At 69.5% G+C, this 18,090-nt stretch carries 12 protein-coding genes and 3 pseudogenes; 4 read left to right on the forward strand and 11 right to left on the reverse strand.

All coding sequences use genetic code 11. The features are described 5' to 3' along the window. Nucleotides 1-30 precede the first annotated feature (30 nt). The gene (locus ACF08M_RS29150) at nucleotides 31-618 is read right to left on the reverse strand and encodes an N-acetylmuramoyl-L-alanine amidase (RefSeq protein ID WP_392188240.1); all 588 of its coding nucleotides are present in this window, start codon (nucleotides 616-618) and stop codon (nucleotides 31-33) included. A gap of 1,157 nt (nucleotides 619-1,775) precedes the next feature. Further along, nucleotides 1,776-2,108 (reverse strand): hypothetical protein, encoded by a 333-nt coding sequence (locus ACF08M_RS29155; protein WP_392188241.1) that lies wholly within the window; start codon nucleotides 2,106-2,108, stop codon nucleotides 1,776-1,778. 443 nt (nucleotides 2,109-2,551) lie between these two features. On the opposite strand from ACF08M_RS29155, the pseudogene ACF08M_RS29160 reads away from it, so the two are divergent. Further along, a pseudogene (locus ACF08M_RS29160) lies at nucleotides 2,552-3,096 on the forward strand (YciI family protein). An 845-nt stretch (nucleotides 3,097-3,941) separates the two neighbouring features. On the opposite strand, the pseudogene ACF08M_RS29165 reads toward ACF08M_RS29160, so the two are convergent. Continuing rightward, nucleotides 3,942-4,183 (reverse strand): annotated as a pseudogene (locus ACF08M_RS29165) (FBP domain-containing protein); the annotation flags it as partial. An 84-nt stretch (nucleotides 4,184-4,267) separates the two neighbouring features. On the opposite strand from ACF08M_RS29165, the gene ACF08M_RS29170 reads away from it, so the two are divergent. Beyond that, nucleotides 4,268-4,849, forward strand: a complete 582-nt coding sequence (locus ACF08M_RS29170) for a TetR/AcrR family transcriptional regulator (protein ID WP_392188289.1) — start codon at nucleotides 4,268-4,270, stop codon at nucleotides 4,847-4,849. A gap of 56 nt (nucleotides 4,850-4,905) precedes the next feature. Beyond that, complete coding sequence (locus tag ACF08M_RS29175) at nucleotides 4,906-6,087, forward strand: SGNH/GDSL hydrolase family protein (protein WP_392188242.1); 1,182 nt, start codon at nucleotides 4,906-4,908, stop codon at nucleotides 6,085-6,087. Nucleotides 6,088-6,817: 730 nt separating this feature from the next. On the opposite strand, the gene ACF08M_RS29180 is transcribed toward ACF08M_RS29175, so the two are convergent. Continuing rightward, on the reverse strand, nucleotides 6,818-7,546 hold the full coding sequence (locus ACF08M_RS29180; RefSeq protein ID WP_392188243.1) for an SDR family oxidoreductase: 729 nt from the start codon (nucleotides 7,544-7,546) through the stop codon (nucleotides 6,818-6,820). Between the two features lie 308 nt (nucleotides 7,547-7,854). On the opposite strand from ACF08M_RS29180, the pseudogene ACF08M_RS29185 reads away from it, so the two are divergent. Further along, a pseudogene (locus ACF08M_RS29185) lies at nucleotides 7,855-7,977 on the forward strand (IS110 family transposase); the annotation flags it as partial. Here ACF08M_RS29185 and ACF08M_RS29190 read toward each other — a convergent pair. From ACF08M_RS29190 to ACF08M_RS29220, 7 genes are all read right to left on the reverse strand, one after another. Continuing rightward, nucleotides 7,944-9,230, reverse strand: a complete 1,287-nt coding sequence (locus ACF08M_RS29190; RefSeq protein ID WP_392188244.1) for an alpha/beta fold hydrolase — start codon at nucleotides 9,228-9,230, stop codon at nucleotides 7,944-7,946. The pseudogene ACF08M_RS29185 and the gene ACF08M_RS29190 sit on opposite strands and share 34 nt — an antisense overlap. 112 nt (nucleotides 9,231-9,342) lie before the next feature. Next, nucleotides 9,343-9,987: a response regulator gene (locus ACF08M_RS29195; protein ID WP_392188245.1), complete on the reverse strand. Its 645-nt coding sequence runs from the start codon at nucleotides 9,985-9,987 to the stop codon at nucleotides 9,343-9,345. Next, nucleotides 9,984-10,817 carry a hypothetical protein gene (locus ACF08M_RS29200; protein WP_392188246.1) on the reverse strand — a complete coding sequence of 278 codons (834 nt, stop codon included), beginning with the start codon at nucleotides 10,815-10,817 and terminating at the stop codon, nucleotides 9,984-9,986. Before ACF08M_RS29200 ends, ACF08M_RS29195 begins: the two co-directional genes overlap by 4 nt. Further along, the gene (locus ACF08M_RS29205) at nucleotides 10,814-11,932 is read right to left on the reverse strand and encodes a sensor histidine kinase (protein WP_392188247.1); all 1,119 of its coding nucleotides are present in this window, start codon (nucleotides 11,930-11,932) and stop codon (nucleotides 10,814-10,816) included. Before ACF08M_RS29205 ends, ACF08M_RS29200 begins: the two co-directional genes overlap by 4 nt. 131 nt (nucleotides 11,933-12,063) lie before the next feature. Then, entirely contained in the window at nucleotides 12,064-12,231 is a 168-nt protein-coding gene (locus ACF08M_RS29210; protein ID WP_392188248.1) for a hypothetical protein, read from the reverse strand. A gap of 720 nt (nucleotides 12,232-12,951) precedes the next feature. Continuing rightward, a complete protein-coding gene (locus tag ACF08M_RS29215) occupies nucleotides 12,952-13,953 on the reverse strand; it encodes a helix-turn-helix domain-containing protein (RefSeq protein WP_392188249.1) in 1,002 nt (333 codons plus the stop codon). Nucleotides 13,954-14,168: 215 nt separating this feature from the next. Then, entirely contained in the window at nucleotides 14,169-17,939 is a 3,771-nt protein-coding gene (locus ACF08M_RS29220; RefSeq protein WP_392188250.1) for a S8 family serine peptidase, read from the reverse strand. Nucleotides 17,940-18,090 lie beyond the last annotated feature (151 nt).

Genomic DNA, 18,090 nt, shown 5'->3' on the forward strand with positions numbered 1-18,090 from the left:
CCGTCAGGAGCGTCATGTCCTGGTGGGCGGTCAATGGCTGGTGTACCCCAGGTTCTGCAGGCCGGTGGGAAGGCGAATGCCTATGGGCGGTTGTGAGGACTGGGCTTGGAGGCCGGCAGCCAGGCGCCGGATTGCGGGGAGCCGTGAGAGGAGTGCTTCGCCCGGGCAGGTGGTGGTATAGCCGTCGCGATGGCCGGAGATGGCGTCGAACTCGGCTGAAGTCCCTTTGGTGTAGCGGCTCTTGTCGTTCGTTGAGGTGAGCCGCACCTTGCCGACAGGGTCGATGCCGCTCAGGCCTAGCTTCCAGGCGGCGAGAGCCGCGATCGCGTGTTCCATGGCCGGCGGTACGGGTGTGCCTCGTCCGAAGGTGCCGATCGCTGCGATCCCGGTGGTGCTGCGGTTGAAGCCGAGGGTGTGGGAACCGATGACGGGGCGGTCGGCACCGCCGGCGCGGCCCTCGTAGATGGTGCCGCATGTGTCGACGAGGAAGTTGTAGCCGAGGTCTCCCCACTTGAGGTCACGAATCTGGCCCGTATAGAGATTGCGCAGGGTACGTGGGACATTCGTGCAGTCGTAGCCGTTGGGGGTGTCGGTGTGATGAATGAAGACCGCGGTCACCCTTTCCGCGTAGTGGGCATGAGGGTCACGCCTGGTCTCGTCGGCCCGCCACTGCGTACGCGGCACGATGGCGGGCCGAGGCGCTCCACGGGGAATAGCCACTGAGGTTGCTCCCAGCGCCGGGAACGGCCGTGCGGAATCGGCAGCCGGCCCCGGAACCGATTCGGCCGGCCACACGGATGGCGGACTTGGCGGCGCCGTCGCGTCGACGGCACCGGCCTTCGCCAGCCCGGGTGGAGCCGCGATGAGGGACACCGCCACGGGGGCCGCGACCCACAGCGCTAATCGGAACAAACGCACAGGGAAAACCTTCTTCGTCTTTCGCCGGCACAGCGTCGGGAGCGCGTATGCCCACAGCTTTGCGGCGGGAGGTTCGCTGCGCGCGCCGGACTACTGCGGTCAGGCGAGCGTGACCTCACACTCCTGGGCTGCGTAGATGCTCCCGGACCGTTGTACTACGAAGAGGCCGGTGTCACCGAGGCTCGCAAGACCGACACCGACGATATGGCCTCGTCGGCCGAGGCATGGGGCGGCGGGTCCTCGAAGTGGACGGCCGGGCGGCCGGAACGGTACGCCGACGACCCGGGCAGCGAGCGAAGCCTCGTCGCCGTCACCCCGAAGACGAACAGGAGCGAGGTCGATGAGGCTCCGTCCCCGTGGCTGCCGCCGGCAACCTCCGCCTGGTGCTCGTACGCCTCCGACTGGCACGCCGAGGCACTATCGAGCGGCCGAGCGTTCCCGGCTCGCACGAGTCCGAGGAGCGGCCCGTCGAAACCGACTGTGCGGGGCGGGTGTTCAACGGGCCGGCACCCATTCCGGCATGGGCGGGCGGGGCCCACAGGTCTTGCACCCACTGGTGAGGCAGAACGAGTGGGCGGCCGGTGAAGACATCGACCACGGCACGGGCCAGCTGCTCGGATCCGTAGTACAGCGTTGCACCCATGGCCTGTTGCGGTGCCCATCGAGGAATGCGCCGACCACTGCACCGCCGCCCCTACGCCCTGGCCACGTGGGCGCGCCACCCGGTGCGCGTCAGGCGTGTGACCAGCTCCACCACGTCGTTCGACAGCGGAGACGTCCCGGACGATGGGCAGAACGAAGGGGCAGGCAAGCACCAGCCGCGTGGCTCGGCTGCGGTGGGTGCTCCGGAGGAAGGCTCATGCCGTGCGAGGCTCAACTTTGATGATCTTTGCGTCGCGGTCGCACCACACCGTTGAAGTGCCGCCGGAAGAAGCCCAGTTGCCGTAGTGCCAATACCTGTACTGCCTGGCGTCCAGTGTCTCGCATCTGATGGCAAGGAAGAACGACGTTCCGCCGGTGCAGGAGATTCTCGCCCCTTTGTGACCACCGCTGCCGTCGATGAGTTGTGGATAGCTCGGGCAGATGAGCGCTGTGGTGCCGGCCGAGGCCGGCGACGCGAGGCCGAGCATCCCCGCGCCGGCCAGTGCGACAGATGTGGTTACGGCTGCGACCCGAGAGCGAATGGACATGCTGTCCCCTCCTGTTGGTCCTTCGGTGCATGGGCGGAAGGAGACTAGCCGCCCCGGCCACGGTTCGGTAGAGCTCCCGTCGGGAGTCGCTGAGACACAGGAGGCGCTCCACCAGGACCCGCTCAAGGTGTCGGTGCGCCTGCCCGAACGCCGGCGGCCTGGGCCGGCCCGGGTGGGTGGCCCTCGAACCTGCCCGAGGCTGAACCGCTGGCGTCGAACTCCGACTCGGCGAGGGCGCAGGTCAGTGCGTGTTCCTCTCCGGTTCCGGGAATGCGCCGTAACCATGTGGTGATCTACCGCCGCTTCAGGGCTGTGACGGCGTCGGTCGACGCGTTCGGTGTGCCGATGCGGGACGGGAGGACGCTTGTGTGCGCGAGGCTGCCGAGCGGCCATCACAGTAAACCCGGTCGACTTGGATACTTCGTTGAAGAGATCCGATGGGCATGGAGTTTTTCTGCTATCACCGCGACCGGCCCGGCTCCGTAGCGCTGCGCGACGAGCTACTGGAAGAGCATTGGTCCTACATGGACCGGTACACGAAGGAGATGATTGCCCGGGGTCCGACCCTCGCCGACGGTACCCCCACCGGCAGCGTCACATCGTCGACCTGCCCGATCCCGTCGCCGCCCGCGCATTCGCCTTCGACGAGCCCGGCTACCAGGCCGGCGTGTACCGGGACGTGCTGGTGCGACGGTGGCACAACCTGCTGGGGCGCACCATGTGGGAATTCCCCGGCGGCCGGACCGGCGGCAACCGGTACCTGGTGATTGGCCTCGGCACGGGACAGGCTGCCGACCTCACGGTACCGCCCGACCGGGATGAGCTGATCGCCTATGGACCGCTGCTGTCCGATGACGGCGCGGCCTGGCTGGGCACGGCGGCGTTGGTCCGGGCGCCGAACCAGGACGCAGCACGCGCTGTCCTGACCCCGGACGGGTACGCCGACATCGAGGTGCACAGCTGGCAGTTCGGCGGACGGCCGTCGTGATCCGAGGCTGCCCGGGCCGACGTCACCGCCGAAGCCTGTCGGATCGCCCAGCATCCTCGTGTGCCACCCGAACCCGCGGATACTCAGGTCCGACGTGCACAGGTGGACTCGAGGGTTCGCGCTGAAGGGCCTTCGGTCTCCCCGAACCCGCGGGGATCTCGGCCCTGGACTCCTGGCCCTGCCACCGGTCGCAAAGTGCGGTCAGGGGTTTGTGTTCGTGGTCTTCCTGGGCCGGCGGGGGACGGTGTCGGTCCTGTCGAGTTTCTTGGCCCGGTAGGCGGCGCAGCCACCATGGTGGAGGACCGGTGGTGCCGCGGCCCGGTTGGGCTGGATCTTCCATCCCTTGTCGATGCGTGCCTGCTCGGCACGGTGCCGCTCCTGTTTTTTCTTCGGCCTCCAGGTTCCGGACGGCCTGGTCCATCCGCTGCAGCTGGTACGCGAGGTACTCCCGGGCGACCCGGAGTCTGTCCAGTCGGGATATCTGCGACGGTCCGGACACTGGCTACGCCGCCTCGTCCTCGGGCTGCTCATGGGCGTGCTCCCGTGCCATATGGGCGCCGAGACGACTTTCACGGCGCCGCTGCCCGCGTCCTCGTCGCAGCCGATCGCGTGCGGCCAGGTATGGCGGAGCGACTGGCTGTGGTGCCGGGCATCACCGTCCTGTACCTGTACCTGCATCGGGGCCTGGGTCTGGCCGCCGCCCTGGCACTCTCCCGGCAGGAGGCCTGGGCGCCGGCCTGGGCGGCCACACCGTCATCGTCTCCGCCCCCGAGGGCCTGTGCCCGCTGCGCAACCCGGGTGCCCACGGCCTCGACCATGACGACAACGGGGTGCTTGAGGACTTACATGCTGCGCCGCATCTGCCACGAGGCGCCCCGGAGGGGCGCAGCCGGACGGCGACCGGGCGGCCGTCCAGCTCAGTCATGAGGTAGGCCCGGTCGGGAGCCTGGGGATCTCGCCAGCCCAGGAAGTCCACGTCGTCCCAGGGGTGCTCGGTCAGGTCACGGGGAACAGACAGCCGCTCGGCCTCGCCCCTGGTGCAGTTCACAAACGCGGTACGAATCTCTTGCTCGGTCAGTGGCTTCACGACTGACACGCTAATTTGCCTAACATGATTAGGTAAGTGCACAATCATTGATGCCAAGAATGAGGAGCGATTCGGAGGATGGGTATGGCACGGGTCGGACGGGTAGGACTGACTACGGAGCGCCTGGTCCGGGCAGGGGCGGAGCTGGCCGACGAGGTCGGCTTCGAGCAGGCGACCCCCGCGGAACTTGCCCGGCGGTTCGGTGTCAAGACCGCGAGCCTGTACTCGCACGTGAAGAACGCCCACGACCTCAAGACCAAGATCGCTCTGCTCGCCTTGGAGGAGCTCGCCGACCAGGTTTCCGCCGCGGTGGCCGGACGGGCCGGTAGAGACGCCCTGACCGCTTTCGCGAACGTCTACCGTGACTACGTGCTCAAGCACCCAGGACGCTTCGCCGCAGCCCAGTTCCGGCTCGACCCGCAGACAGCGGCCGCCAGCGCCGGTGTTCGGCACGCCCAGATGACCAGGGCGATCCTGCGCGAATACAACCTGGCCGAACCGCACCAGACGCACGCGGTGCGGCTGCTGGGCAGTGTCTTCAGCGGCTACGTCGGCCTGGAGGCCGCCGGTGGTTTCAACCACAGCAGTCCTGACTCGCAGGAGAGTTGGAACGAGATCCTCAACTCGCTCGACGCCCTGCTGCGCACCTGGCCCACCGCCTCCTGACCAACCCTTCCGGCTGCCTCTGCCAACTGACCCTCCTGATCGAAGAGACCGACGAGATGAACACCGAACACGACTGGACCACCACTCCCATCACCGCCGGCCTCCTGCGTGGCGCCCTCGACGTGGAGCGCACCGAACGCGGTGTACTGCCCCACCGGTTGCCCGCGCGCGCCCGGCAGCAGATCCCCGACGGCCAGCTGGCCATGGCGGAGTCGCAGCCCTCCGGAGTGCGGCTGGCCTTCCGTACCCGGGCCACCGCCGTCGAGCTGGACGTCGTGGCCACCAAACGGGTCTACGTCGGAGCACCACGACGCCCCGACGGGGTGTACGAGCTCCTCGTCGATGGGCGGATCGCGGGCCAGGCCAGTGCGGCCGAGGGTGACACGCTCACCATCGACATGGCCTCCGGAACCGCGCAATCCCTTCCCGGGCCGGTGGAGACCCTGCGTTTCACCGACCTTCCGGACGACGAGAAGGACGTCGAGATCTGGCTGCCGCACGACGAGACCACCCAGCTGGCCGTCCTGCGCACCAACGCCCCTGTCCACACACCACCGCCCAGCGGGCGCAAGGTCTGGCTGCACCACGGAAGTTCGATCAGTCACGGCTCCAACGCTGCCACCCCAACCGGGATCTGGCCCGCCCTGGCCGCCGCTCTGGGCAAGGTGGAGCTGGTCAACATGGGATTCGGCGGCAGCGCTCTGCTCGACCCGTTCACCGCCCGCACCATGCGCGACACCCCCGCCGACATGATCAGCGTCAAGATCGGCATCAACGTCGTCAACGCCGATCTGATGCGGCTGCGCGCGTTCGGTCCGGCCGTCCACGGTTTCCTCGACACCATCCGCGACGGCCACCCCACCACCCCGTTGCTGGTCGTCTCGCCCATCTACTGCGCTATCCACGAGAACACGCCCGGGCCCAGCGCTCCGGACCTCAGCGCGATGAGTGAGGGGCGGCTGCGGTTCGTGGCAGCAGGCGATCCCGCGCAGATCGCCGCCGGGAAACTGACCCTCACCGTGATCAGGGATGAGCTGGCCCGCATCGTCCAGCAGCGTGCCGCCACCGATCCGAACCTGCACTACCTCCATGGTCTCGACCTCTATGGCGAGGCCGACCACGTCGAGCTGCCGCTGCCCGACGGCCTGCACCCGGACTCCGCGACCCACCAGCGCATCGGCGAACGGTTCGCCCACTTCGCCTTCGGTGGCGGCCCTTTCGCCGTGGCGAGCCACTGACCGGCTGACGAACAGGAAGGACGGGGCGTGTCAACGTGCCCTGCAGGCATTCGGAGTGCTGTGTGGATGATGCCGCAGGCCCCTGGCCGGTGAGCCCGGCCAGGGGCCTCCCCGGATCACCAACGCACGGGCGCCCCATCCGTCTCCCGCGCCCACCGGGCTCAACACCTCCTGACAAACAGCCGGACGAGCATGCCACCGACCAGTTCCGCGGCGCATCCAAGGCCGTTTCACCTTCTGCCGACAGCACCGATGAGTAGCGGCAGGAGCGGCCCTCTTCTCCCGAGCCTTCTCCGGCAGGTCGGCGATTGCCGGCAACGCCTCTGTGGGCGTCGTCCACCGGGTCGGGGAGGAACGCGATCAGCTGGTGTTCGGGAGTGGGCCGGGCCCAGGACCTCTTCACTCCACCGATCCCGCAGCGCTTCACTGCTTGAGGGGTGGACCCGTCGGCGGTGTGCGGATCTGGCGCCGGCCTTGCGGTCGCGGATCGTGTGAGAGCGTGCCGAGGGGCACGCAATCGCGGAAAAGTCGAGCCGTCCGGGGACTGTTCCGGACTCGGTCCGCAACCGGCGCAGGCGTTTCCCGGACCATGGTGCGGACGGGTTGAGTGAAGAGCGCGGGTCGGGTGTCCTGCGCAGGCGTCGACCGCCCTGCTGAGTTCTTGTCATCTCCCACAACGGGCCGGCCGCCCGCTCCTTGCGGTCTGCGCGTTGGAAAGGGTGTGAGCGAGTCAGGAGAGCCAGTCGGTGTAACGGGTGGGGGCGAGGTGGGCGTCCTTGTCGGTGAGGACATCTCCCTTGACAACGGCGAACATGCCGGCAGTGGGGTCGGTGACGACGGCACGGTTGTCACCCTTGCGGGACAGGGTGGCCCGGCCCAGCTCGTCCAGGGAGAAGATCTCGGGTCCGGCGATGTTGTGAATGCCGTTCAGCGGGGCGCCCGCGGCGACCTTCGCAACCGCGCTGGCCACGTCTTTGGAGGCGATCGGCTGGATCGGGGTGGCGGGCAGCCGGACGGTGTCGCCGTCGGCGGTCCAGGACAGGACGGCGTCCATGAACTCCATGAACTGTGTCGCTCGGACGATCGAGTAGGGGATCGGCCCGGCCGCGAGGATGTCTTCCTGGAGGACCTTGGCGCGGTAGTAGTCCAGCTCCGGCACCTGGTCCGCACCGACGATCGAGAGGATGACGAAGTGACCGGCGCCGCCCTTGTGGGCTGCGGCCAGAAGGTTGTCCATCGAGGTCTGGAAGAAGGCCCGGGAGGCTTCGTCGAAGGTCGGGGAATTCGTCAGGTTGATGACGGTATCGGCTCCCGCCACCGCATCGTCCAGCCCTTGGCCGCTGATGACGTCGACTCCGGTGGACTGCGAGTGCGGTACCGCCTCGTGCCCGTCGGCGTTCAGATTCTTGACGACCTGTGACCCGATCAGCCCGGTGCCGCCGATGACTGCGAACCTCATGCCATGCCTTTCTTCGGGGGTATAGGCGGAATATGGCATATGAGCTGCTGTGGGTGCAGGAAGAAACAGCACTCCAATCGGCTGAGAGCGACGGTGTCGGACTGCGGGCCCCGAAGCATCGGCTCCGGGGCCCGCAGTCTCAGTCGCGCGCCATCGGCCGCAGCCCCGCACCAACCCTGCCACCCAGGCACTGTTTCTCGGCTCCCCGGACGTGGGCGGGGTGTTGGGGGCAGGATGGCTCCATGGGCCGTGAGAGACGGTCTATCAACGGCATCGCCGCTGGTCAGCTGATGGAACGTGGAAGATATGTGGTCATCCTGTCCCCGGCCCGCTCGCTCACGGCCGTCCACGAACAACGGCGGGCCATGGAGGCCCAGATCAGCGAACTAGTGGAGGCTCACCCCCTTTCCGAGGTCCTCACGTCGCTGCCCACCGGCAGTGGTTTGCCCAGAAGGAAGGATCGCAGCAACGCAGTGTAGAGACGTGGCTGCCCGCGTGAGATGGAGTGACCGGCTCGCTTGACGGTCACGAGCTTGGAGTCCGGGAGGGCGCGCTGGTACTCAGCGGTCACGACGGGTTTGATGAAGTCGCATTCCCCTCGCGTGATCAGAGAGGGGACGTGCGCGGTGCGCAGACTCGGCCGAGGGTCGGAAAGCTGCTCAAAGTCCTTGCGGGTCATCTGGTTGCTGTAGAAGCCCTGGGGATTGTTGTGCTCCTTGGCGGGCAGCGCGCCCTTGCACGAGGCGCTGTCCTTTCCCTGCAGGGCGACTTCGTGCAGCCAGTGGTCGGCCTCGCGGTCGCCGACCAGTGCGTGTGCTGCGCCGGGGTTGACCTGAAGCAGCAAGCTCGCCGCGAGCAGCCGGGGTGTGCTGTTCAGCCGGTCGAGCTGTGCTTTTTGGGCCGGAGCGAGCCGGTTCCAGGGTTCCCCGGCTGTGGAGCCGGGGTATTCGCGGCCCCACAGTGCGCCTGGTGAGGTGAACACTGCTTTGGCCACGTGCTTGCTGTGGGCCGCCAGGTACTGGGCGGCAAGTGATCCTCCCCATGACTGGCCGACGAGGATGATCCGGTCAGCGTCGAGCGTGCGCCGGATTGCTTCGAGATCGGCGACCTGGCGGGCGACGGTGTACCCGGTAATGTCCCGCAGCCTGGTGGACCGGCCGCCGCCGAGCTGGTCGTAGGAGTAGACGTCGAAGCCGTCCGCCGCGAGTTCACGGCCGCCGGTGGGGATGCCCTCGCCGGGCGTGCCCGGCCCGCCGTGCAGGAAGATCACCGGCGTCGGCCTGGCCTTACCGGCGGCGGAGGCGTGGACATAGGCGATGCGCGATCCAGTCGGCAGATTCCAGAATTTGACGCCAGGTGGGGCGGGCGCTGCCGTGGTGGTGGCCATCGGACGGAAAATGGTGACGCTGGCGAGGACGGCGACGGCCACGGTCACTCCGACCGCGAGGAACACGGCTGCCCGCAGGCCCGGGCGGCGTTCGAGGCCGAGCAGGGCGAACGCCGCGCGGCCCAGCAGCCCGCCGGCCAGAGCGCTGGAGGCGAGAGCCGTGAGGACCAGGGCCGGCACGCTCGTGGTGACGAACGCTGCGGCGAGGAAGCCGGCCGTTGCGACGACAGGGGTCAGTGGTATCGCCAGGAGCAGAAGGGCACCGCCAGTGATACGGCGGGGAAGTGTGGGTGACATACGTTCGAGGCTACGTAGACGGCGCGGGTGATCCGTCCGGCTCCGGGATGGTCTGGCAGCATGCGCCGACCGCCCTGCGGCGGGGTGACACCCCCGCCCCGCGGCGGGGGTGTCAGCGGCTGCCGGGGCGGATCAGCCCCGTCTCATATGCGGCGATCGTCGCCTGCACCCGGTCGCGTACCCCGAGCTTGCCGAGGAGGACGGAGACGTGGTCCTTCACGGTGGGCGGGCTCACCCCCAGCACTGCCGCGATTTCCGAATTGGACAGCCCACGCGCGACCTGCCGGAGGACCTCGGTCTCGCGCGGAGTGAGCCGGTCGAGCCGTGCCCTGTCGAGTGGGCCGGGCGCGTCGGCGAATTGGTCGATGAGCCTGCGGGTCACCGCCGGATCGAGCAGCGCGGCTCCCCCGTAGATCACCCGCACCGCGTCGATTACCCGCTCCGGTTCGGCGTCCTTGAGCAGGAAGCCGGCGGCTCCGGCGCGCAGCGCGGCGAACAGATACTCGTCGAGATCGAAGGTGGTGAGCACCAGTACGCGGGTTTCAGGGATCCGTTCGTTGATCCTTGCGGTTGCCGCGAGGCCCCCGATTCCCGGCATCCGGATGTCCATCAGCGCGACGTCCGGCCGTGATGACAGCGCGAGTTCGACCGCCGTGTCGCCGTCTGCGGCCTGCCCGACCACGCATAGGTCGGGCTCTGCGTCGAGAATCGCCGCGATCCCGGCCCGTACGACGGCCTGATCGTCCGCGACGGTCACTCTGATTGCGATGGGAAGACCTCCGGCAGCCACACTCGTACCGCACCGCGGTCGGTCGTGGAGAGGGTACCGCCAGCGGCGTCCGCAACTGCGCGCAGCTGCCGCTCCACCCCCGGAACGGCGGGCGCTGGACCGGAGACCTCCACCCCGTCGTGGACTCTGCGCACGGTGAGAGTAACGCCCACGGCCATGAGCGTGGAGGCGATCCGGTATGCGAAGACCTCCACGGCTGCGGGCAGCGGATGGCGGGGGCCGATGTATTGGACGGCGCCGCCGTACCGCCTGGCCAATGCGGCGATCCCGGAAGCAGTAGGGGGCGGGGCGTCTTCCCCGTCACTCACGTCGTCGCTGTCCCGTCCGCGTAGCCCAGACAGCAGCCCCCGCAGAGCGGTGAGGCCGGCATGGGCTTCCTCGCGTACGGTCCGCAGGTTCCCCGCCTCGGCTGCGGCGACCACCGCCTGCGCGTGCCGGAGCGCCGTTCCCCGCAGCCCGGCGGCGAACCGCAGACGTTGCTCGTGCACCGCGGCGTCGGCGTCCCCATCGAGCAGTGCCCGCTGCCGGGCGTCGGCAGCCCGCAGCCGGTCGCGACGCCGGGCGGTCCGGCGCCCCCACGACCAGACGGCGAAGGCTGGGAGGGCCAGCATGCACGTCAGCACGACCCAGGCCGCCACACGGCTGCCGGTGATACCTTTGCCGCTCGCCAGTGCGAGGCCGCCCACGGCGGCGACGGCGAGCGGCGCGAACAGACCCCGTCGGAACGGCAGATACACCCCGGCGCTGTACGCGAGCGTCAGCTCGACCCACCCGTATACCAGGAAGATGTCGCTCACCGGCGGCTGTGTCCAGCCGGCCGGTCGCAGGCCAGCCACAGCACCAGGGCGAGCAGCACCGCCGCGAGCGCGCGTCCGGGTGCACGCGAGCGCCAGCCCAGCGGCACGGCGTGCAGGCCCGACAGCACGACCGTCGGCACCGCAGGCAGCACGCCGCCGAAGGAATCCGGTACGTCGGCTGACAGCAGGCTCGCACCGAGCGAGAGCGCGATTGCCAGGACCACCAGCGCATAGTCGAGCGCAACCATCCCGCGCCAGAGGGGCCACCGGCGGATGTGAGGTGCTGCCGCCGCGGGCAGTTGCGCCCGAACAATCCAGCCGGTACCCCTTTGGCTGTCCTGCCCTACCGGTCCAGCAGAGAGCGTCCCGCCCGCCGCGGTGACCGTGGCCGCCAGCCCCGCGAGGCCGTGGCCGGTCCCGAGGCCCGGCTCGACAGCCGTACCGCCGTCGTCCGTGATGGTGACGATGAGCCGGGGATCGCCATAGGCCGTCCTGCTGACCTCCGGGGGCTCATCCCGGTCAAAGGCCTCCTCGACCCGGACACGCACCACCGCACCGCCTGCGTACCGGGCTGCGTTGGTCAACGCCTCTCGGACAACCCGGTATGCCGCCTCCGTACTGCTGGCCGGCGCCTTGTCCACCGTGCGCTGGTAATCCACTGCGTGCGCGGCAGCCAGCGCGTCGATATGGGCGAAGGTGGCGAGGGCCGCGTACTCGCCCAGCCCGGTGAGACGCTCCAGTTCGCGAACGGCCTGCCGGCCCGCCTCGCCGGCGTGCCGCAGTGCAGCACCGGTCTGTTCCTGGTCGGTGAGCCGGAGCGCGGCGCCCGCGGACACCACGACCCCGGTCAGCCGGTGCGCGGCCACATCGTGCAGCTCTGCTGCCAGCCGGTCCCGTTCGGCGAGCGCCGCGAACAGGGGGACTGCCACGGTGCCGGCCTCGTAGTCGGCAAGCGCGGACCGATGAGCCAACCTGTGCCGGCGTGACCGGCCCGTCGCCCACGCGATCGCCACCCCGCCGCCGGCCATCAGCACGACCCCTGCCACATAGTGCAGCGGCTGACCGCGGGCAGCGGCGACTCCGGCGGCGGCCAGCGTGGCGATGACCGCTCCCACGAGGGAGGGTCCAGCGGTTCGGCGCACGGCCAGGAGATGGAGCACGACCAGCACGGAGACCGCCGCAAGGACAGCAAGGACCCATGCGTGTCCTGCGAAGAGACCGTCCGGCGCCGACCACATGAACCGATTCACCGACCCGCATCGGCGGCGAGAAGCCCCGCGGCCACCTCGTCCCAAGGGGTGGTTCGGCGTCCGAGCACTTCCTCGGGGCCGGTGTGCACTTCCAGCACCCCAGAACGCTTCAGGCCGATCGGCCGGTCCATCTCATCCGGCATCAGCCGCTCGACGATCCCCATACCAGCAGACTAACCAACCAGCCGCGCGGCTCCTGGGCGTGTACGCGGCTTGCGGCGAGCGGCCGACGGAGCCGGCCTGGTACGCGACGCAGACCATCGCGTACGCGGTGGAGCTCGGCTACGACGTCGCGCCGATCGAGGCGAGGGTGCGCTACGACAACGGCCGCTACCTGGACAGCCGGCACAACTGGGGCCGCTTCATGCAGCGTGCGGAAACCGTCCCCGCAGGTCGCGCTCAGCGATATAGCACGGTGGGAAGGCTTCACCAGCCCCCTGGCGCCGACGACCCGTCAGCCGACCACCAGCGGCGATCCGGCCTCTGCGCACGGTCCGGTACGGATGTTCCTCAACCCCCAGCACCAACAGCCCGGGAGGCCAGGCCGAGCAGGCCGCCGGAGTGGCGGTGGACAGCGGCGGACGTAAACCTCCTGGGTGCAGGTCCGCACTGAAGCTTCCCCGTGATCGTGGATACCTGGAGGAAGGGACCTGATTTCCGGAGGAAGTAGTGCCAGGTGGGAAGCACGTAAGCAATTCGGGTGTCGGGGCGCTCTACGGTGCCCGGGGTGGGTTGCCGAGTGGGTGGTGTGGGGTGCCTTCCAGCCGGTCGTTCGCGTGGTCTGGGTTTGCCGGGTTCATGCGGTGGGGTGGGGGCGAGGGGGCCTGTACCAGGCGGTGGCCGCGGGACCAGCCCAGCCGCCGGGGAAGACGCCGACGTCGCTGCTACATCCAGTTCCGCCGGGCGGCCTGCCATGCCAGCTGCATCCGTGTAGTGGCGCCCGCGAGGGCCATCATCGACTGGACGCGCCGCTGCACGGTCCGTCTGCTGAGTTGCATCTGACTGGCTATGGCTTTGTCTGTGACACCTGCGACGAGGAGCGACAGCAACTGACGGTCCATCGCCGACAGTTCGCGGTTGCTGGGCGAACCGTCCGTGCCGCTGACCGTTCCGGACTCGCTCACATGGAGCGGCACCGCGTCCTCCCAGTAGCGTTCGAACAGGGCGACCAGCGCTTCCAGCAGACTGCTGCCACGGACCAGGGCCGTGGTGGGCTCCTCGGTGCTGCCGCTCGGCCCGCCGGGGACCAGGGGACAGATGGCGATGGCCCGGTCGGCGACCGCCAGCCGCAGCGGAAGGTGCGGGACCGCGCGGGCCGTCTCTCCCGCCCGCATGCCCCGCACCACGTTGCCGACGGCGCCCGAGTCGTCGAAGAACGCCCGCTCGTACAGGACGCGGTAGCGCACCCCGCGCGCCAGGGCGTCGTACTCGGCCTCGTTGCTCCCCGAGGGCATGGCCACGTACTGGGCCTTGCAGAACCACAACATCTCGTGACGCGTGTCGTCCTGTATCCGGCGCAGGTGCTGGCGCAACGCCTTGGCACCGGTGATCACTTCGATGAGCTGGTCGGGGTCCCGGCGGCGCCGGGTGCGCCGGTAGGTCTCCAGCAGATCGGTGACCGCTACACGGGCGTGGTCCAGGGCGTCGGACTGCTTCTGGAGATGCGGAAGCAGGGCGACGTCCGGGGGAGTGGCCGCGAAACTGCGGGGTGCCCGGTCCGTCGCGCTGACCAGCCCCTTCGCCGTGAGCGCCGCCAAGACCTGCTCGACCTCCGCCGCCGCCAGACCGGACTGCTCCACGATTTCGTCCGCCGAGGCGGTGAGCAGGGTGACGAGAAGCCGGTACACGGTTTCCTCGGCCGGGGTGAGCCCCACTGCTTCCAGCATCGTGATCCTTTCCGCCTCCTGCCGAACGTGCGGCACGCCACGGAACGGCCTGGTGGAAGCGCCCGGCGACAGGGACTTGCCGGGGACAACCGCCGGTGGGCAACCGCACTATACGCCCCGGACATGTCCGGGGCGGAAGGGGAAAGCGGCGGACACAGAGGATTGACCATTTCCGTGCCCGCCGCATCTTCGGTTCCCCGGGGCCTGCGCCCGGCCTACCTGCCGATCATGTACGCGCGTTCCACGGTCTGCTGGACCTTGTTCCCGGCCTCGTCGGTCGCCGTGACCCGCAGCGTCACGAACGTGTCGGTGTGGGTCCGGCCCGGCCGTCCGACGGCGGCGGTGAAGTGGTTTCGGCCGTGGTCCCGGACCTTGACCTCCTTCGTCCAGGTCCTGCCGTCGTCGTAGGAGACCGCGACCTGGACGGAGACGCCGCGTGGTGCGGCCAGACCGTCCTGGTTGCGGACGGCCAGGCCGATCGTGTGGCCGCGCCGCGCGGTCACGGTGTTGTGTGCATCGACCGGCACGTCGTAGTCGAGCTGGAGCAGCGGGAGCACCGTCTTCCCGGTGGTGGTGTCCGAGCGGAAGGACCAGGAGGTCTGCGTCCGTGTGCCGAACTTCCACTCGGGGGAGACACGGGAGGCCGACAGGTCCAGCCGGTAGTCGGCCTTCCCGGGCGCCACCTCGAAGTCCTCCCAGGCATCCGTGGCGTCGGCAATCCTCTTGCCGTCACGGAACAGGGCGACGGAGACGGTGTCGCCCTCGGCCCCCTCGTCGGCCGTGCCGAAACCGCCGGTCAGGGCCTGCGACCAGTGACCCGCATGGGAGTCGTTGAACTCGGGGACACGGAGCGCGAGAACGTCGCGGGAGCGTACGGACGGTGTCGTGGTCCCGCGCGGGACGGACGGCCGTACCACGGCCCCGAACCAGTTCTCGGCAGGCTGCCTGCCGGGCCGGTAGGTCCGCATGAAGTCGCGCATGCCGACCGTCAGGGGCGTGTCGACGTAGAAGACGAGCCCGTCGTTCACCACATGCAGCCACTGGGTGTCGTCGGCGCTGACGTACTCGGTGCGTCGTGCCCCGGTGGGTACGTACCGGCTGTACTGATTCCAGAAGAAGTTCTGGTAGGGGCGGCTGCCGAAGCGCTGTTCACTCGCCCAGGGAATGCCGCCGCTCTCGGTGTACGTGGACTCGACGACGGCACTGTTGCGGTCCGAGACGGTGTGCACGACGCGTTCGGGGACGCGGTCCGTGGACACCTGCATCACGTCGTACAGGTACGGGCTCCTGGCGGTGCCGGAGAATGCCACCGCGGTCCTGCGGCGCTCGACGCGTTCCAGCAGGGCGCCGCCCTCGGCCGCGCTCACCCTCATGGTGGGCAGGGGGAGGCGCTCGCCGTCCGGGGTCCAACGGCTCCAGGGGTAGCTGTCCGGGGGATGGACGAGCATGAGGCCGCCTGCACCGGCGTCGGCCGCCGCCCGGGCGAGTTCCGTCGCGTCGGTGCCGTCGCTCCTGACGACCGCGAGTTTGCCGCGGACGCGGCGCAGATCGGGGGCGGAGTGGGTTCCCGCGTCGACCGCGGTCAGCCGGGTGCCCTTCGGGCTGAACAGCGGGGAGTTGTGCGTGTAGTACGGGCTGACGGCGAGCGGTGATCCGGGGACTTCCGCCTTCAGCAACGGAGCGACGAGTTGCCAGCGGGAGGCGAACTCGAAACGCCCCTCGGTGACCTTCGCCGTGGGGCTGACGTAGAGCCGCTTGGCCACGTCGAAGTACATCGTGCCCTGGGTCAGGCCATGGCCGTCCAGCTGACGATACGTCTGATAGCTGATGATGCCGCGCTGTTCGGCGGGCCGGGGCGTGCGGATCTCCACCTCGGTGGTCTTGCGCGCGTCCAGAGTGACGGACATGTCCTTGGTGACCTTCACCTCGGGCAGGACGACCTCGTGCAGCTCCTGGCCGTCCGCCGCGTTGTCCAGCGAGGAGTGGCTGAGCTGGTAGGTGCCCTCCTCGACCTCGGCGACGGCCGGACTGGTACTGAGGTAGCTCTCGAACCCGTCGGCACCCCAGATCGTCGGCAGGTCGTCGACGGGCTTCCCCTCGCGGTCGATGACGTTCACGGTGATCCGGTGCTTGGGACCGTGGACCGAAAGGCCCACCGTGGTGTGGACGCTCGTCCTGCCGTCGGCGGTGGAGGCGTTCACGTATCCGTAGTAGTCGCCCCGTTCGAGGAGCGAGGGATCGACCCGCAGGGACACCTCGGCCGTGGCAGAGGGGGCGATACGGACCGAATCGGTGCCGAGCCGCACCGCGCCCTTCGCGATCTCGCGCCCGCCGGTGGTGGCGAGCCGGAGCGTCAGGCCGAGGGTGAGCTCGGAGTCGGAGGTGTTGGTGTACCGGACGGTGGTGTTCCCGGCCCGCTCGGTGGTGCCGCCCGTCACGAAGGAGCCGAGCGCCACGGCACCGGTCGCGGTGACCGGTCCGAAGGCCGCGGCCGCCAGGTCGACGCGGCCGCCGCCCTGCTCGGTCACCTGCTGGCCGGACACCAGGTGGGCGGTGCTCACCAGCGCGTCCTTGAGACGCACGGCGTCCCAGTCCGGATGCTGCTGGGCGAGCAGCGCCGCGGCCCCGGCGACATGAGGGGTGGCCATGGACGTTCCGGAGGACGCGATGTAGTCGCCGTCCACCGGGTCGCCCATGGTGGTCCCCGCGGCACGGGCGGCCACGATGCCGACACCGGGCGCGGTGACGTCGGGCTTGGCCACCCTGTCGGTCGGGCGCGGCCCGCGGCTGGAGAAGGGGGCCAGCGAGTCGTCGCGGTCGACAGCACCCACGGTGAGCGCCGCGTCGGCCGCTCCGGGCGAACCGATGGTCTGGCTCCCCTGCTCGCCGTTGTTCCCGGCGGCCACCACGAACAGGGCGCCGCTGCTCTTCGTCAGCCCGTTCACCGCGAGGCTCATCGGGTCGGTGCCGTCGCTGGGCGCGTCCGAGCCCAGGCTCATGTTGACGACCCGGGCACCGCCGGCCGCCGCCCATTCCATGCCGTCGATCACGGTGGACTCGCTGCCGTAGCCGTCGTCCCCGAGGACCTTGCCGATCATCAGCTCGGACCGGGGCGCCACGCCCTTGCGCCTGCCGTCCGAGGCGGCTCCGGTGCCGCCGACCGTGGACGCGACATGGGTGCCGTGTCCGAAGGCGTCATTGGTCCCGGTGCTGCCGGAGAAGTCCTTCGTGGCCGTGGCCCGACCGGCCAGATCCGGGTGGTCGAGGTCCGCGCCGGTGTCCAGAACGGCGACCTTGACACCCTGGCCCTGGTAGCCGGCGTCCCACGCGGCCGGCGCGTTGATCTGCGCCGTGCTCCGGTCGAGCGTCGGGCTCACCCGCCCGTCCAGCCATACGGTGGCGGCGGTGGCGTCGAGGATGGAGGGCGACTTGCCCGAGCCGTGGGCGAGTTGCTTCCAGAAACGGCCGAGGTCCTTGTCGCCGATGTGCAGCGAACGGGCGTTGATGCTGTCCAGCCGGCGCGTGGGGGCCGAGTCGTCGTTCAGCGCGGACAAGGAGCCGAGGGCGGAGAGCGGTTCGCCGTGCGGCCGGGAGACGATCAGCGGGAGGGCGTCGGTGTGCGCCTCGTCGTACCCCTGCGCGAGGAGCCCGGTCACGTCGAAGAGCCGCCGGTCGAGTTTTCCGGAGAAGAGCGGGGCGATGGCGTCGGACGGCAGGACGGACAGGGCGCCGTCCTCCTCCGTGGTCCGGAAGACGATGTTCTTGCGGCCGGGACCCGGTTGAACAGAGGCGACCTGCTTGCCGTCGGGACCGGCACTGACGGTCACCCGGTCACCCGTGATCAGCCGCACCGTGGCTCCCGGTTCCGCCGGGGCCGAGCGGACAGGGCCGCCCGGCGCCGGGGAATCGGCGGAGACCGGCGCCACGGCACCCGCGGTCAGCAGCAAAGCGGTCGGTGCTGCCGCCAAGAGGCGGGCACGTCTCATTTTTCCAACCCTTCTTTCGACACGACTGGATACACGCTGTCCGAAAGAATCCGGCAGAGCCGGAAGGGCTGTCACGGCATCCTGGTGTCGCTGTTGCGACATGTCCCAACAGCGACAACACCGCATGGCGGGCTCGCGCACGTGACTGGAC

It is taken from the genome of Streptomyces sp. NPDC015032, assembly GCF_043080425.1.
Lineage (GTDB): Bacteria > Actinomycetota > Actinomycetes > Streptomycetales > Streptomycetaceae > Streptomyces.

Excerpts from the sequence above, each read along its gene's own strand:
- ACF08M_RS29155 (WP_392188241.1), bottom strand. The coding sequence starts at position 2,108 with ATGTCCATTCGCTCTCGGGTCGCAGCCGTAACCACATCTGTCGCACTG.
- ACF08M_RS29170 (WP_392188289.1), top strand. The coding sequence starts at position 4,268 with ATGGCACGGGTCGGACGGGTAGGACTGACTACGGAGCGCCTGGTCCGG.
- ACF08M_RS29175 (WP_392188242.1), top strand. The coding sequence starts at position 4,906 with ATGAACACCGAACACGACTGGACCACCACTCCCATCACCGCCGGCCTC.
- ACF08M_RS29180 (WP_392188243.1), bottom strand. The coding sequence starts at position 7,546 with ATGAGGTTCGCAGTCATCGGCGGCACCGGGCTGATCGGGTCACAGGTC.
- ACF08M_RS29190 (WP_392188244.1), bottom strand. The coding sequence starts at position 9,230 with ATGTCACCCACACTTCCCCGCCGTATCACTGGCGGTGCCCTTCTGCTC.
- ACF08M_RS29210 (WP_392188248.1), bottom strand. The coding sequence starts at position 12,231 with ATGGGGATCGTCGAGCGGCTGATGCCGGATGAGATGGACCGGCCGATC.
- ACF08M_RS29215 (WP_392188249.1), bottom strand. The coding sequence starts at position 13,953 with ATGCTGGAAGCAGTGGGGCTCACCCCGGCCGAGGAAACCGTGTACCGG.
- ACF08M_RS29220 (WP_392188250.1), bottom strand. The coding sequence starts at position 17,939 with ATGAGACGTGCCCGCCTCTTGGCGGCAGCACCGACCGCTTTGCTGCTG.